Source organism: Brevibacillus fortis (assembly GCF_046196545.1).
Taxonomy (GTDB): Bacteria; Bacillota; Bacilli; order Brevibacillales; family Brevibacillaceae; genus Brevibacillus; species Brevibacillus fortis_A.
In genome coordinates this window covers 6260807-6277503 of record NZ_CP176370.1, presented here as the reverse complement: position 1 = coordinate 6277503, position 16697 = coordinate 6260807, and the positions used below count along the sequence as shown (strand labels likewise).

At 48.3% G+C, this 16697-nt stretch carries 12 protein-coding genes; 7 read left to right on the top strand and 5 right to left on the bottom strand.

Annotation, left to right across the window (positions count from 1 at the left end):
- Nucleotides 1-8 precede the first annotated feature (8 nt).
- Nucleotides 9-776, bottom strand: a complete 768-nt coding sequence (locus ACKKE8_RS30375) for an SDR family oxidoreductase (RefSeq protein WP_409176264.1) — start codon at nt 774-776, stop codon at nt 9-11.
- 199 nt (nt 777-975) lie between these two features.
- On the opposite strand from ACKKE8_RS30375, the gene ACKKE8_RS30370 reads away from it, so the two are divergent.
- The 5 genes from ACKKE8_RS30370 to ACKKE8_RS30350 all read left to right on the top strand — a co-directional run bounded on the left by ACKKE8_RS30370 (nt 976) and on the right by ACKKE8_RS30350 (nt 7794).
- Nucleotides 976-1665 carry a response regulator transcription factor gene (locus ACKKE8_RS30370; protein ID WP_217366319.1) on the top strand — a complete coding sequence of 230 codons (690 nt, stop codon included), beginning with the start codon at nt 976-978 and terminating at the stop codon, nt 1663-1665.
- A complete protein-coding gene (locus ACKKE8_RS30365) occupies nt 1655-2764 on the top strand; it encodes a sensor histidine kinase (RefSeq protein WP_409176263.1) in 1110 nt (369 codons plus the stop codon). The genes ACKKE8_RS30370 and ACKKE8_RS30365 overlap by 11 nt, the downstream gene beginning before the upstream one ends.
- A 172-nt stretch (nt 2765-2936) precedes the next feature.
- On the top strand, nt 2937-3482 hold the full coding sequence (locus tag ACKKE8_RS30360; protein WP_409176262.1) for a VanZ family protein: 546 nt from the start codon (nt 2937-2939) through the stop codon (nt 3480-3482).
- A gap of 394 nt (nt 3483-3876) precedes the next feature.
- Nucleotides 3877-5652, top strand: a complete 1776-nt coding sequence (gene recQ / locus ACKKE8_RS30355) for a DNA helicase RecQ (RefSeq protein ID WP_409176261.1) — start codon at nt 3877-3879, stop codon at nt 5650-5652.
- 198 nt (nt 5653-5850) lie between these two features.
- On the top strand, nt 5851-7794 hold the full coding sequence (locus ACKKE8_RS30350; RefSeq protein ID WP_409179227.1) for a bifunctional metallophosphatase/5'-nucleotidase: 1944 nt from the start codon (nt 5851-5853) through the stop codon (nt 7792-7794).
- A gap of 69 nt (nt 7795-7863) precedes the next feature.
- Here ACKKE8_RS30350 and lplT read toward each other — a convergent pair whose 3' ends face one another.
- The 4 genes from lplT to ACKKE8_RS30330 all read right to left on the bottom strand — a co-directional run bounded on the left by lplT (nt 7864) and on the right by ACKKE8_RS30330 (nt 13310).
- Complete coding sequence (gene lplT, locus ACKKE8_RS30345) at nt 7864-9054, bottom strand: lysophospholipid transporter LplT (protein ID WP_409176260.1); 1191 nt, start codon at nt 9052-9054, stop codon at nt 7864-7866.
- A gap of 1 nt (nt 9055) precedes the next feature.
- Nucleotides 9056-11164, bottom strand: a complete 2109-nt coding sequence (locus ACKKE8_RS30340) for an AMP-binding protein (protein ID WP_409176259.1) — start codon at nt 11162-11164, stop codon at nt 9056-9058.
- Between the two features lie 108 nt (nt 11165-11272).
- Entirely contained in the window at nt 11273-11911 is a 639-nt protein-coding gene (locus ACKKE8_RS30335) for a response regulator transcription factor (protein ID WP_007724579.1), read from the bottom strand.
- Between the two features lie 19 nt (nt 11912-11930).
- Nucleotides 11931-13310 carry a HAMP domain-containing sensor histidine kinase gene (locus ACKKE8_RS30330; protein WP_409176258.1) on the bottom strand — a complete coding sequence of 460 codons (1380 nt, stop codon included), beginning with the start codon at nt 13308-13310 and terminating at the stop codon, nt 11931-11933.
- Between the two features lie 199 nt (nt 13311-13509).
- Between ACKKE8_RS30330 and ACKKE8_RS30325 the strand changes: the two genes are divergently transcribed.
- Nucleotides 13510-16188, top strand: coding sequence for a sigma 54-interacting transcriptional regulator (locus tag ACKKE8_RS30325; protein WP_409176257.1), 2679 nt, complete (start codon nt 13510-13512; stop codon nt 16186-16188).
- Nucleotides 16189-16390: 202 nt separating this feature from the next.
- Nucleotides 16391-16693, top strand: coding sequence for a PTS sugar transporter subunit IIB (locus ACKKE8_RS30320; RefSeq protein WP_106839536.1), 303 nt, complete (start codon nt 16391-16393; stop codon nt 16691-16693).
- Nucleotides 16694-16697 lie beyond the last annotated feature (4 nt).

The following is a 16697-nucleotide window of genomic DNA, read 5'->3' as shown; positions in this document are numbered from 1 at the left end:
GAGAACCATTACAGATGCGAACCGCCACTTGCATCAATCAATTGACCCGTTACCCAACGGCTGTCCGAGGAAGCAAGAAAGGCGGCAATATCCGCTACATCATCAGGCTCTCCCCATCTGTTGAAGGTGGAAAGTCCGGCGGCGTACTTCTGCCCATCCGGATTATCTTGCAATGTGCCAGCATTCATCTCCGTGTTAATAATGCCCGGCAAGATCGCATTTACCGTAATATGACGGCTCCCCAGTTGTTTAGCCAGGGCTAGCGTCAATGTGTTAATTGCCCCCTTCGATATACTGTAAGTGAACACACTTGGGGAAGCTGCACGAGTCACAAAGGATGAGAGATTGATGATACGGCCTCCCTCTCTTAAGCGGGGCAAAGCTTGTTGGATCATAAAAAACGGCGCTTTGACATTGATGTTCATGACCTCGTCAAACGATTCCTCGGTAGCCTCTTCCAACGTTAAGATTTGTCCGATGCCTGCGTTATTGACGAGAATGTCAAAACGATGATCTCCTGTACGATTCTGCAGTGCTTCGTCCAATGTCGCATAGAAATCGCGAATGCCGTCAAGGGTGCGCAAGTCCGTACCGATTGCGAATGCTTGGCCTCCCGTTCGTTCAATCTCATGTACGACTGCTTCTGCTTCTTCTTGCCGTCTTCCGTAATGTACGACGACCAATGCGCCATCCTGTGCCAGACGTAATGCGATGCCACGACCAATCCCACGGCTTGCTCCGGTTACCAATGCAATTTTCCCTTTCAAATTACGCATGGTTTCATCTCCCTTGATTGAAATTCAAGTTAGTTATAACACAAGGGGATGTTTGAAATATTGCTCTCTCATTCGCCCGGTTGGTCTCGTGAACGGAATGGCGATAATGTTAGAGAACAATCACTTGCTTTACCTTTTCTTTAACAATTCTTGTTATAGTGATGCTATCTATATCTACCATGCACGAGTTCGGAGGTGTTTGTCCGTGAGGATTTTGATTGTAGATGACGACAAAGAGATTGTAGAGCTGATGGCGATATATTTGAGCAACGAAGGGTATGAGATCGAAAAGGCTTTTGACGGTCTGGAAGCGATGGAGAGGCTGGAGCAGAAGCCCATCGATCTCGTCATTCTGGATGTGATGATGCCCAATCTGGATGGGCTGGAAGTTACCAAACGAATACGAAAAAACTCGACCATTCCCATTCTGATGGCGAGTGCCAAAACGAATGATATGGACAAAATCCTAGGCTTGATGACGGGTGCAGACGATTATGTGGCGAAGCCGTTTAATCCGCTGGAAGTGATTGCGCGGGTCAAGTCTCTCCTGCGACGGTCGAACTACACGCAGGCAAGCAAACAGGATCATGTGATTGAGGCGGGGCCATTGATTATCGACAAGCAAAGTCACTTCGTTCAGACAAAAGAAGGCACCCCGATCAAGCTGACGGCATTGGAATTTTCTGTCCTGCATCTTCTGGCAAGTCATCCGAATCGAGTATTCAGCTCGGAAGAAATTTTTGACCGCTGCTGGAAAATGGAGAATTTCGTTTCCTACAAGACCGTGATGGTTCACATCAGCAACCTACGAGAAAAGCTGGAGAAGGCGACCAATGGCGAAAAGGTGATACAGACGGTCTGGGGGGTCGGCTATAAAATTGAAGCTTAGAGCCAAGGATTTTATCCGCATCCTTTTCGATTTGCTGCTTGGCCTCATGATCATCTACGCTGTTTTTCAGATGGCTGATTTTTTTGCCAACAACTATTTGTATACCATCCCGCAGATCAGAGAGTTCATCTGGAAATTGCGGATCAATTTCGATATCAACTCCTTCAAAATCCCGATCATTTTGCTCGCGACGGGTATGTTTGTAGCGTGGTCCGCCGTACGTATCCGCAAGTACCTGGAACAAAAGCAGATGGAGCAAATAATAAGTGAGCTGCATTATATTGCAAAAGGCAATTATCATCACCAGATTTCCATTCGTCCGAACGGCAGCTTGGGCCAAGTCGTCGATAGTATCCATGCTCTGGTCAAAAGCGCTTTGGATGCGATGGAGGAGGAGCGGCGGCTGGAGCAATCGAAGGATGAGTTGGTCACCAACGTTTCCCATGATTTGCGAACGCCGTTGACCTCCATTATTGGCTACTTGGGACTGATTGAGCAGAACAAATACGAGGACGAAGAGAAGCTCAAGCACTACGCCCATATCGCCTACGAGAAGGCCAAGCAAATGAACGTGCTCGTCAATGATTTGTTTGAATACACGAAGGTCCGGAATCGCGGGGCGTATTTAAACCGAACGGAGTTTGACTTGGTAGAGCTGGTTGAGCAAGTATCGGTCGGCTTTCGACTCGTGGCGAATGAGGCTGGGCTTCAGTTAATCGTAGATACGCCTGATCAAAAAATTGAAATGGCAGGAGATACCGACAAGCTCGTTCGGGTTCTGGAAAACCTCATTTCCAATGCCGTGAAATATGGACACGATGGTACAGAAATTATCATTCGCGTCTTCGAGCAAGGAGAAGGTGTCGCGATTTCTGTCGCCAATAACGGAGCGCCGATCCCGGCTGAATATTTGCCGAGCTTGTTTGAACGCTTTTTTCGGGTGGAGGCCTCACGATCGAAAGAGACAGGGGGCTCAGGCCTCGGTCTCGCTATCGCCAAAAGCATCATCGACCTGCACCATGGCAGCATTTCCGCCGAAAGCACAAAGGAATGGACGACCTTCACGGTTTGGCTCCCACGTACAATCTCAAGCCTTTGAGAAAAGCTTTACTTTTTCTTTACCTTTCGTTTCTGTTTATTTTAATCGAAAAGTCTATCCTGACTGCATGAAGGTTACAGCCTTTGTTTTTGCAGATGTAGGAGGGCTTTTTTTATGAGGAAAACAACATGGGCTGTCGAGATAAGAAAACTGATGGAGAGAGGGTTTGACAATGGATAACGTGCAAAAAATGGAGAGACCAACAGAACTGCTTGCTATTGCTGGTTATGCAGTGTTTGCCCTTTACTTGTTTCTCATCGTGAAAGTACTGCTGTTTAAATTCGGCAGTTTGGATAGTAGCTTGCTATTGGATCAGTGGAAAATCATTTGGAGCGATCCGTCTGTGATTGTGGAGCGGTTGCGCCACCGAAGTAATTTGGTGCCGTTTCATGAAATCGAAAACTATGTCAAAACCATTCGGTATAACCAAAGCTGGCACAGTGTAGTGAACTTCGTAGGAAACGTGATCGCCTTCATGCCGCTAGGCTTCCTGCTGCCACTCCTGTTTCCGAAAAAAGCCGGTTCCCTGGTCAGAGTCATTTTGCTATCCCTGATGCTTAGTCTCGGTGTGGAACTGGCGCAACTCCTAATGAACGTTGGAAGGTTTGATGTCGATGACCTGCTTTTGAATACAGCGGGCGGTATTATTGGGTATGTCGTGTACTTGTTCATTTGGCTTCTACAGAAAAAACGGTTTATTTATTCGGTAACTTCCTAAGCTACTTATTAGGGCACCCTTGTGGTGCTTTTTTGATAGTATGAAAAGGTATTGATCAACGACCAAAGCTGATGAGAAGAAAAAGCACAGGGCTCGCAGACCTTGACAACGCCTACCCAGTCGGAACTTAAAAAAGGGGACTACGCTTGTCGAACACTTCTTCTTTGAAATACTTCCGCCCGTAGGGTGGCTTTGGCTCGACGGTCCCCTTTTTTAAGTGGAGACGGACAGTCAATCCCCCATGCTGGCGTGTCAGAGTCGAAGAGAACTGTGCTTTTTCTTCTCCTCCACCATGTTAACCCAAACAAAGCAGTCCCCCTTGTTTTGTCCCAATGCCTATGTTTAAACTAGTAGAAAACCATTGAAAAACTGTCGAAAGAGAAGGTGATTCTCTTTGTTAGATAAAGCGCAAGAGATTTTACGAAAGTACTTTGGCTACGAATCATTTCGAGAAGGCCAGAAGAAAATCATCACGAGCCTGTTAGCTGGACATGACACCGTAGGCATCATGCCAACAGGTGGCGGGAAATCGATCTGCTATCAAGTCCCAGCGATGCTCCAGGACGGCGTAACCATCGTGATTTCCCCACTCATCTCGCTGATGAAGGATCAGGTCGACGTGCTGGTCAGCATGGGCATTCCCGCCACTCAAATTAACAGCTCACTCGATTATAGCGAGGTTCGCGATCGACTGCGTATGGCAGCGCGGGGAGAGTACAAGCTGTTGTATATCGCCCCGGAACGATTGGAATCCGAAACGTTCCAAAACCTGATTCAGGATGTACCCATCTCGTTTGTGGCAGTAGACGAAGCGCATTGCGTCTCGCAGTGGGGGCACGATTTCCGTCCGAGCTATTTGGCGATCGCCCGTTTTCTTCAATCCTTGCCACAGCGCCCGATCGTCGCAGCCTTGACGGCGACAGCGACACCGGAGGTAACCGAGGACATCAAGCGACAGCTAGAATTAAAGGACGAGCGCCTTTTTATCACAGGGTTTGGCAGAGACAATCTCATCTTGTCTGTACGCAAGGGGGAGAACCGTCGAGAATTCATTCAAGCGTACTTGCGGGCGAATAAGCAGCAGGCGGGCATTATTTATGCGGCAACGAGAAAAGACGTGGACGCCTTGCATGCCGATTTGGACAAGCGTGGCTTTGCCGTGACCAAATACCATGCTGGACTGACGGAGGAGGAGCGTGCGGCCAACCAGGAAGCATTCCTGTTCGATGATGTCCGGACGATGATCGCGACCAACGCATTTGGCATGGGCATCGACAAGTCCAATGTGCGCTACGTCATTCATTACAACATGCCGAAAAATCTGGAGGCGTATTACCAAGAAGCAGGCCGCGCGGGACGCGATGGAGAGCTAAGTGAGTGTATTCTACTGTTTCAGCCCCAGGATATTCAGACGCAAACGTTTTTCATCGAGCAGAATCAAGTGCTGGACGAGCGCAAGGAGCTTGAGTACAAAAAGCTGTACGCCATGATCGACTATTGCCGGACGCCGCGCTGCTTGCAGCAAAACATTGTGCAATACTTCGGCGAAACAGACGCTGTCGAGTGCGGACGCTGCGGGAACTGCACCGATGAGACTGAGCTGTCCGATATTACACTCGAAGCGCAGAAGATTTTCTCCTGCGTCAAACGTATGAGAGAGCGCTTCGGGGCCGCACTCGTCGCGCAGGTGCTGAAAGGCTCCAAGAATAAAAAGGTCACCCAGTTCTCCTTCGACCAGCTGCCTACGTACGGTCTGATGAAGGAATACAAGGAAAAAGAAATCGCAGATTTGATCCAGCTCCTCATTGCCGAAGGGTATTTGCAAGTAACGGAGAGCCAATACCCAATCGTCAAGCTGGGGGAGCGGGCATTGCCTGTTCTGCGGGGCGAAGAGCGTGTTGTGCAAAAAATCTCGATACGTCCTGTGCAACTGACAGAGGATGACGAGTTGTTCGAGCACCTACGCGCGTTGCGCAAGGAAATCTCGACGCGACAAAAGGTACCGCCGTACGTGATTTTCCCAGACAGTACCTTAAAGGAAATGAGCAGTGTTTGCCCGACAGACAAGCAGGCCATGCTCAAGATCAAAGGAGTAGGCGAGGCGAAATTTGAGAAGTACGGGGAACTCTTTCTGGAGTGTTTGCAGAACTATGCAGCGATCAAGTCGTGACATTTACGTCACGGCTTTTTTGCTATTTTTCCTTTCATATGCCTGCTATAGTTAGATAGCAACCCAGAATTTTCATACAAAATAGAATAGGAGGGCAATAAGAGCAACACCATCGAGGGGCATTGACAGATTAAGAGAGACAGAGGGGAAAACATGAAAAAACTAGCGAAGGGCTTATTAAGTGTAGCACTTACAACCATGGTGCTTGGCAGTGCGATGATGGGGATCGCCGCACCGGTAAAAGCCGCAGAAACACCTACCAAAATTACGTTGTTGGGTACATCTGACATTCACGGACGATTCATGCCGTGGGATTATGCTTTGGATGGCCCAAATCAAAATGGCAGCATGACGCAGCTGTTCACGATGATTAAAGAGGTTCGCAAAGAAAATCCGAACACCGTGTTGCTGGATGCAGGCGATTCGATCCAAGACAACTCGGCAGAGCTGTTCAACGACCAACCGCAGTCTCCTATCATGGTCGCAATGAACGAAATGAACTATGACGCATGGGCTTTTGGCAATCATGAATTTAATTTTGGACTCGATGTATTGGACAAGGTCAGTAGCCAATACAAAGGCGCTGTTTTGGCAGGGAACATTTACAAAGAAAATGGCGAGCGTTTCTTGCCAGCGTACACGATCATTGAACGCGCAGGTGTAAAAATCGGCGTCATTGGGATGAACACGCCGATGATTACCGATTTCGAAAAAGGAACCGATCATCTGGATGGCCTCGTGATCAAAAACCCGGTAGAAGAAACCAAGAAAGCCGTAAAAGAGTTGGAAGGCAAAGTAGACGTCATGATCGGTCTCATGCACATGGGCATCGAGAATGAAAACGGCATTCCGGGTACGGGCGTAGCAGATATCGCGAACGCCGTTCCAGAACTGACCGCGATTTTTGCCGGTCATATGCACAAGCTTGTGAAAAAGGAAGAGATCAACGGCGTCCTGATTTCCGAGCCGGACAAATATGCAACTCATATCTCCCGCATTGACCTGACTTTTGAAAAGAAAGACGGAAAGCTCGTGCTGACTGACAAGGAAGCGACTGCGCTCCCTGTAAAAGGCGCAGATGGCACACCAGCGGTATCCGATGCAGCGCTGGAGACCAAGCTCCAGCCCTTCCATGAGTTCGCACGTGCAGATGCCAACATCGTCGTAGCAGAGCTCAAAGGCATGAACCTGGTTCCGAAAAACGAGATAGAGGGCATCCCGACGGTACAAATTCAAGAGACGCCTCTATCCGACTTTTTCCATGAAGTGATGCTCTACTACAGTAAAGCAGACGTGGTTGCCCACCAGATCGACAACGACAAAGCCAAGCTGGATGTCGGCCCGATCAAGAAAAAGGATATCGCCTACAACTACCAATACGCAGGTGGCGAGATTACTGTTTACAAAGTAACCGGAAAAGACTTGAAGGACTATATGGAATGGGCTGTGGGCTATTTCAATTCCACGCGCCCTGGTGACGTGACAGTAAGCTTTGATCCAAAACGCCGCGCTTCCAAATACAGTACCAACGATTTCTTCGGTGGCGTGAAATACGAAATCGACCTGACGAAGCCATACGGCAGCCGCATCACGAACCTCCGCAAGCTAGATGAGACACCGATCAAAGCTGAGGATACCTTGAAGCTCGGAATGAACTCATACCGGATGGAAGCTTTGCAGGCAAAAGGTGGCGCGTTGGAAGGACGCAAGTTCGAACAACTGTGGTCTTCCAAGGACAATACGGCGTTTGGTGAAACAGGTGGAACGATCCGCAATCGCGCTATTGCGTACCTGAAAGAAGTGAAAAAAGGCGTTTACGAGCCAAAAGTACAAAACAACTGGAAGATTACAGGTGTGGACACCACAGCACCTGAACGCAAGGACGTCGTAGAGCTGATCCATGCAGGCATTCTGAGCGTTCCGAAAACGGCAGATGGCAAATACACCAATATCGCTTCCATCAATATCAAGGACGCGGTAACCAAAGAAGAAATCACCGAGCTGTCTGCAAAAGTAAAAGTCGATGCAGCGAAGTTCGCGACTGTCAAAACGAAAGGCGAATTTTATCATCAACTGAACGAAGCGAGAAAGGCTGCGGAAAAATCGGTCACACCGACAACCAATACGCAGCAAAAGAAATAACAGGGATGAACGCAAGAAAGCCGTGACGCTAGTAGTCACGGCTTTTTCTTTTTCTATGACGCCAATCTGTCAACGAACGATTCTTCTGCGATACTTCACCAAGTACAACAGGAACCCGAGCAGCAGCAGCCCTTGACCAACGATCGCACCGGAGATGGAGATGCCGATATAGGTGATCAGGTAGTAAATGCCGGAGCCTACTGCCATCAGCAGATTCTCGATGAAGTTCTGAATCGCAATCGTTTTCCCGGAACCAACCATCCGCTTGCCTTCGTCCTGCAAGACGGTATTCATCGGGATAATGAACACGCCACCCATGAATCCGACGAGAAGCAATAGACAGATGGCAATGAAGGTGATATTCGTCCAAGGAAATAGCACGATGATGAGAAACATTCCGAATCCGTATGTCAGCGATCGAGTGAAATGAGACAAAGGAATGAGTTTCGGAGCGAGAAAAGCTCCGGCGATAATTCCGATGGATGTTGTTGCGAGAATCAGCGATACAGAGAAGCTCTCCGGGTTAATCCCTAGCGCGAGGGGAATCCAGGCCAGAACGGCCACACGCAGGACAGCGGAGGACATCCAGAATGCTCCGGTTCCAATCAGGGCAAAGCTCGTTTCTGGGCGATTCATCAGGTGCTGGAAGTCAATGAAAAAGCGTCGTGCTTCTACCCCATAGCGAATCGATGCATCCCCTCTCATGCGAGGAATGAAGAAAGTCATACCGAGCGACAGCAGATAGATCAGCAGACAAATTCCTGACGAGATAAGCGGCGCTGTCATGTTTGCGATGGCTCCACCACCGCCGATTCCTGTGAGAATCGCAAAGATCGTATAGGCTTCGATGCGTGCATTCGCATGAAACAGTTCATCTTCATTTCGAGTTAGCTCCGGCAAAATTCCGTACTTGGCCGGAGAATACACGACCGCTCCGACTCCTACTGTGAAATAACACAACATCAGCATCATGATGCTCGACTGGTCAATGAAAAACAGCAGGACGACACCAAGCGCTTTAATCAGGTTGCCAATCACCAGCACGATTGACTTGGCGTGCTTGTCGGCAAAAGGCCCAACCAGTGGAGCGAGAAAAATGTAAGGGAGAAAGAATGAAATCGATACAAGTGCAAGCATCGCGGGAGAAAAACCATTCTCCCGCAGTAGATTCGCGATGACAAACAAAATCATGTTGTCGGCAAAGGCCGATAGAAATTGAGTGAAGTACAGGGCTTGTAGTGGTTTTAATCGTATGTTCACATCATTTTCCTCCCGTTTCGGCCAGCTGTTTCAGACTGACGTAATCCGTTTTGCCGCTGCCGAGAAGTGGTAGAGCCTTGATGATTTGCATCGTACCTGGTATAAGCAATGGCGAGTATTGTTTTTCCGTCAAATACGCGCGTAATTGGCTTAGCTGAACCGATTCATCTGTGGTAAATAGCAGGACACGCTCACCTTTTCGCGGATCATTCACTGTGATTGCTGCAAAACCGGAGTGTCCGAAGCATTGCATAGCCAGTTCTTCCACCAGATTGAGCGAAACCATCTCGCCGCCGATTTTGGCAAAGCGCTTCAGGCGGGATTGGATGCTGAGAAAGCCGTCCTTGTCGGCTGTAACCAAATCACCTGTGTGATACCATTCCTCAGCGGGAACAAAGCCTTTTCCGTGAATCATATAACCCTTCATGACGTTCGGACCCTTCACCAAAAGCTCTCCGCCAGCATCGATTCCTTCGACCGGTTCCAGCTTGGCGGACATTCCTGGCATCAAACGACCGACGGTTCCTGGTTTGTTAGCAAGCGGGGTGTTTAGTGACAAGATCGGAGCTGTCTCCGTTGCCCCATAGCCTTCAAAAATCCGCACACCGAATTTTTCCATCCACAGTTTGCGCACATCGTCCTTCAGCTTTTCTGCTCCTGCAAATACGTAGCGCAAGGAGTAGAAGTTGTAAGGATGGGCCATGCGTCCGTAACCAGCCATAAAGGTCGAGGTTCCGAAGAGAATCGTTGCGTTTTGATCATAGACCAATTCCGAAATCGCCTTGTAATGCAACGGACTTGGATACAGATAAACAGGGATGCCTTTGACGACTGGCACGAGTGTTCCTACGGTTAGTCCGAAGCTGTGGAACATCGGAAGAGCATTGAAAAATTTGTCGCGGCTCGTAATGTCGATTGCGCTGGTCACTTGCTGGATATTCGCGTACAGATTCGTATGCGTGAGTACGACACCTTTTGGCTTGCTCTCACTACCGGAAGTGAAGAGAATCAGCTCGTTATTCGTTGCAGAAGCTTTTTTCTTCTGCAAATAAGAGAAGAGTGCGGACACTTTGTCAAAAGCAGTTGCTAATGCTTTCAAATCCTCGAGATAAATGATTTTCATGCTTGGTGAAAGACCTGCGATGATGTGCTCCAGCTTCCCTTTTTCAATGAATACACGCGACGTCAGGATCGTATCGATATGGGCAGTCTCACAGCAATCCAGAAGCGAACGAATGCCAAGCGAAAAGTTTAGGATGGCTGGAGTGGTCCCGATGCGGAACAACGATAGCAACGTTATGAGATGTCCCACTGAATTGGGGAGGAATACACCGACAACGGGTTTTCCCAAGAGCATTGGCTGCAATTTGTTGCCGAGTAAGTAGCTGCCGATTAACAAGGTCTTGTAGTCGATCGCGGACGTCAAGTCCTTGGCGATCTCCATTTTTGCACCATTCAGGCGAGCTGCTTCGAGAACTTCATCAAACAGATTCACGTTTTGCTTCATCCGGCTCTCGAACAAGCCTTCTTGGAGAATACGCAGGATACGATCATTGGCCGTGGCTTTTTGTTCACGCATCGACATGTTTTGATCGCGCTCGATGGTGAACGGAGTGCCTACTGTCATGGTCACATCCGGGAACCAGGAGAGCTTCAGCTTTCCTTTCAAATACGAGAAGATCGAACGTTCCAGGCCATTAATGATGATCGGGTAAACTGTTACGCCAGTACGTAGAGCGAGATAGCCGACACCGCTGTAGATTTTCATGATGCCGCCCGTCGTCGTGATCCGACCTTCTGGAAAAATCACCAGCGTCTGCCCGTTGCGAAGGACGCGGAGCATGTGGCGGATGGAGTACGGGTTGAGCGGATCGATCGCGATATGCTTGCGGAAGCGGAGGAAAAACGCAAACCGCTTGGCGATCTCCGTGTTGACGACAAAGGTCGCTTCTTTTGGCAAGCAAAAGGATAGGAGTACCGCATCTAGCAAGGAGACGTGATTGGGAGTGATAAGAGATGGCTTCGACAAGTCGATTTTGGAAAGTCCAAGTACACGAGGACGAAACCACAGCATCAGTATCATTTTTACGAAAGAATAAATAAGGGCCATGTGGACCACACCTTTACAAAAGATAATTGCGTTGTTCTATAGCTTTCATTGTAAAGAGTGGAGCATGTAAAAAAAGTACCAACATTCATTGGTACCTGGTAATAAGACCTAGAATAGCTTTTTCTGGCTGGCTTTTGCGGCCGCTTCCTTGCTTGTTTTAACGCCCATTTTTTTGAGGATTCGGTTGATGTGATTTTTGATCGTACGCTTCGTGATATGGAGAGATTGTTCAATTTGCGTTTGCGTATGACCTTGGTGGATTAGTTGTAGGATGTCCCTTTCTGCGGGAGATAACAGCTTTTGATTTTCATCGTTTTTCAAACGCAAAAATTCGTTGCGCAGTGCCGCAGCTGCCGTAGGGTGAATGGCAGATTGGCTGTTGTGAGCAGCACGAATGGCGTCGGGTATTTCCTTGAAGCTCGATTTGCTGATGTAATTGACGGCACCCGCTGAGAAGGATTCCACGATCACTGCCTCGTCTGTCAGAGAGGTGAGCATGATGATTTTACTGTCAGCTTGGAGTGCCATGAATTCGATTGCCGTCTCGATCCCGTCCAGATTGTTCTCGGTCAAGTTAATGTCCATTAAGACGACATCCGCTTTGGCAGGCAAAAAGCGTTCGATTGCTTCTGCTTTGAATCCGGCTTCCCCTACTACAGTGAGATCTGGTTCTTTGTTCAGGAAGTCAATGAGACCTTTACGCCAGACGGGATCGTCCTCTACTAAAAATACCCTGATTGGATTCATGTTTGTGAGCGTCCTTTCGCTATTCTGAGTCGTTTATGATGACGCGCTTTTTCGGGAAGAACAGGAAAACGGTGGTTCCTTTTCCTTGCTCACTGTAGATTTCCAGTTGGCCCTGATGCTTTTGCATGACATTGTAGCAGTAGGAGAGCCCAAGACCAAAGTTTTGTCCTGTCCTTTTTGTCGAAAAAAAAGGATCGAGTACATGAGGCAGGTTCTCTTTGGTAATGCCTGTGCCAGTGTCCGCGACAGTGATGATGAGATGTTTGTGGGACAAAAATAGCTGAAGATGGAGCTTGCCGCCCGACTTCATGGCTTCCAGCGCATTCATGCACAAGTTGGTGATGACTTCGCGCAGTTGTACTCCATCGCCATATAAGCGAAGGGTTTCGTCCAATTCACTAACGACTTCTACCTGTTGTTTCAGGGTATAGGGCGTCAGATTTTGTGTGACTTGCCCGATGATTTGGCCGGGGTCACATGGTTCTTCGCGCAGCTCGACGTCCCGCAGCTGGTTTTGAATCCGATTCATCATGTCCAGCATATGCTGAGAGGATTGCATCAGGACAAGCGCGTCTTCTTTTAGCGACGGCTGGTTGGTTTCATCTGCATATGTCTCGATACGGTCGGCATACAGCGAGATTTTGCCTACTTCATTTTTGATCGTATGGTTTATGATTTGCGCACCGGAAGTCAAGGCGCGCAAGGTACTGTCCAGACGCCTTTTTTCTACGCGGAGACGGACGCCAAGGAAGCCGTATTTCAAACTGATGGCAACGATCAGGATAAACTGGATTGTGACTACGAGCATGTTGTAGCGCCAAGCCTCGTAATCATTCTGGATACGCATGATGTAGATGAAAATAAAGACGAAAAACAACGGAACGATGATGAGTACGTTCGTGAAGAAGCTGTTCTTTTTCACGAGTGGATCTTTTTCTCGCATGTACTGCACGACAAGCAGCGTACAGGAGAACAGAAAAAACGGAATCACCCATGCCACCATAATCCAATAGTTAAAAAGCAGCTCGGGATAAACGGGTGTAATCCAAAGCATCCCAAGTGGCAGGATGAGAGCAGCGTATTGTATCGTCAGCTTTATTCTGCGAGGCAAAAATTCAGCTGAGTGTACGGCAAACATGAGAAACGTGTAGGGTAAACCCGCTTGGCAAACAAAAGAAGAGATGCGGCTTACCAATATCAGGGTGTTCGTGGTCCCGGGCTTTACGGCCAGGTAATCTGCAAAATAGGGCATGATCGTCTCGTCAATCACGCCTGAGATAAAGCCCCCAGCCCCAACAAAGGCAGTCGCACAAGCCCAGCGGATCGACGTTCGTTTCGGGTCTGTGAACAGTACGAACAGACCTAATGCCCATATGGTAAACAAGATGAAAACCATCATGGATTTGCTATCTCCTGTCAATCATTATTTATCTATTATATCGTACACCGGCAAAAGGAGACGGAAAAATAAATCATCGAGACATAAACGGGGGGAGGAGGAGAAAAGCAGCAAGCAGGTTTTTCCAAATATTCGTGGAATTGAAAAGGATTGGTTGTGCATTTCGTGACTTTCTATCTATTCAACGGTGGGTGATAGAGTGAAACGATTAGATTTAATATTCCAGACGTTAGTAGACGCTGGTCCCGATAAAAAAGTAAGCGCTTCAGAGTTGGCTGAGCGGCTTGGTTTGAGTCGAGCGAATGTGAGCAGTGATTTGAACCGGTTGTGGAAGGAAGGTCGAATCGAGAAGGAAGAAGGGCGTCCGACGCTGTTTTTTGCCAAGCAAGGAAACGATTCGCTCTATTTGGCGGAGACATCGCTGGACAGGCTGGCGAAAACCAACAAGAGCCTGATCACGCGTATTGAGCAGGCAAAGGCGGCCGTTTTGTATCCGCCGCGAGGGATGCATTGCTTGATTTTGGGGGAAACGGGTGTAGGGAAATCGTGGTTTGCTGGGATGATTCACGAATTTGCCGTTGATATTGGACGCCTGGATAAGCATGCTCCTTTCGTGATTTTTAACTGCGCCGATTATGCCAATAACCCGCAGCTCTTAATCAGTCAATTGTTCGGAGTCAAAAAAGGGGCGTACACCGGAGCGGAGATGGACCGCAAAGGACTAGTGGAAAAGGCAGACGGTGGCATTCTATTTCTCGATGAAGTGCACCGGCTGCCAGCAGAGGGACAGGAAATCTTTTTTACCTTTATGGATAAAGGCATATTCCGTCGCGTAGGGGAAACAGAGATGGAGCGGACGGCTCATGTCCAGATTGTCATGGCCACGACAGAAAATCCAGAGTCGAGCCTCTTAAAAACGTTCATGAGGCGTATTCCCATGGTCATCAAGCTGCCATCTTTGGTTGAGCGTGGCTTGGAAGAGCGTTTTAGTATTACGATGGAAATTTTTCAAGAAGAAGCTTTTCGGTTGGGGAGAGAGATTCAGATATCGGCCAATGCTGTGCAGGCATTCTTGTGCTATCACTGCCCGAATAACATCGGACAGTTAAAAACGGATATTCAGCTCACCTGCGCCAGCGCCTATGCCGAATTCATTTCGTTAAAAAAGAACCAGCTGCACGTGTCGGTTCAGGACCTGCCGCATCACGTCAAGCAAGGACTGCTTTTGGTGAAGGATTACAAGCAGGAGCTAGATGAAATCATTGGGACAGAGCACAATTGCTTTGTCGTACAGCCATCAAAAGAGGGCATCTGGATCGGGCGAGAAACAGGGGATACGACGGACAGTGTCTATGAAAAAATCGAGCAAAAAATATATGAACTGCAAAACCTTGGTGTGAGTGAGGAAGAATTGGAGTTTGACATCGAGAATTATTTTACGACCTTTATCAAAGGTGTTCATCAACGCGTAAATAAGGGCGACATGGCCCGGATTATCGACCCGTTCATCATTCACCTCGTAGAAGAGATCGTTCGCTTCGCAGAGGCCAAGCTGGAGAAGATTTTGAGCCAAAAGGTGATCTTTGGTCTCGCGCTGCATATTCAGACGTCGAAGGAGCGCCTCGCACAAGGCAAACAGATCGTAAATCCGCAAATCAACCATGTGCGAATCAAATATAAGAAAGAGTTTGCTGTGGCGCTAGAGTGCGTGCGCATGATAGAAGAAGCGATACTCATGGATCTGCCGATTGGTGAGGCAGGATATTTGACCATGTTTTTCGTGCTCGACGATGTCAGCATGGAGGAAGAGCGGGAAACAATCGGGGTGCTCGTTATTACGCACGGCAGCGGCGGCGCGACAGCGATGGTCGATGTGACGAACCGTTTGCTGGTCACACAATATGCGAGAGCTATCGACCTGCCACTTGAAGAAGATTCCATGAGTGTTTTGGAAAAAGCACTGAAAGTAGCCAGAGAGATCGGGAGCAAGGCTGGACTGCTGTTGCTCGTAGATATGGGGTCCCTGCTCGGCTTTGGCGAGATCATCGAGCGGGAGATCGGCATTCCGGTCAAGGTCATTCCGATGGTCAGTACGCCACATGTGATTGAGGCCACTCGAAAGGCCATGCTCGGCCATTCGCTGGAGGATGTTTACCGAGATGTCGTGGGCATGTCGCTCTACCAGCGGGAAGAGCAGCCGAAAGAGCAGGTGCAAAAGCATGTTCCGGCGCTGACGATCGTCGCTGCTTGCCTGTCTGGGGAAGGCAGTGCCTTGTTTTTGAAAAAGTTGCTGGAATCGAATCTCAGGTACGATGATAACTTGCTCGAATTTGTGCCGCTGCAACTGATCGATAAGGCACAAGCCCGCAGTCAGCTTCGAAAAATCAAGGAGGAGAGAAAAATTCTCTTCGTGGTGAGCAATTACATTCTCGACCGTGAATTGCGCCATCATAGTATGGACGATGTTTTGAACGGAGAGGCGATGTCTGATATTCAGAAAGTGATCGATCTGGAAGAGGCCTATCTGAAGATGCAAGAGTCGCTGGGGGAGCACTTGCAAATGGTAGAGGGACAAGATATTCTCGCAGACGTGAGAATGTGTGTCGGCCGTATGGAAGAGCGACTGAACAATTCTTTGGTTTTTGACACGCGAATTGGAGCCTACTTGCATATCTGCTGCCTGGTAGATCGTTTGAAAGCTGGGACGCAATCCGTAGCGTATATTCAAAAAGAAAGCTTTTTGCTGGAGAACCGCAAGCTGTACAGCTTAATCCGCCATGAATTATTGCCGCTGGAAGACAAGTATGAGGTAGCGATCAGCGAAGATGACGTTTGTTTTATCATGAATTTTTTTATACACAACAAAACACTGGCGTAACCAGTGTTTTGTTTTTTTATTTTTCCACCTTCAAAACAAAACACTACAGCGCTTACATAAAAACACTAATGAGGATGACAGGCGAAGAGGCTGCGAAATATGCCATACCATGCGGTTTTTTTGGAAAGCGCATACATTTTTTGGTGTTTTGGCATGTAACTTGCTCTTACAAAAAGGCATATCGTCGAGAGGAGGGGGTACAATGAATATTTTATTGTGTTGTGCAGCGGGTATGTCGACAAGCTTGCTGGTTCAAAAAATGGAGGAGGCTGCCAGAGAAAAAGGGTTGGACGCTAAAATATGGGCAGTTTCCGCAGATGAAGTGAAGCATCATATTGATCAAGCAGCAGTGCTCTTGTTGGGCCCACAAGTTCGTTACAAGCTGACAGAGATGAAAAAAGAAGGGGCATCCAGAGGAATTCCTGTAGACGTAATCAGTACGGTCGATTACGGAACGTTGAACGGGAAAAACGTGCTTGAGTTTGCACTTCGTCTAAAACAGTAGGAGG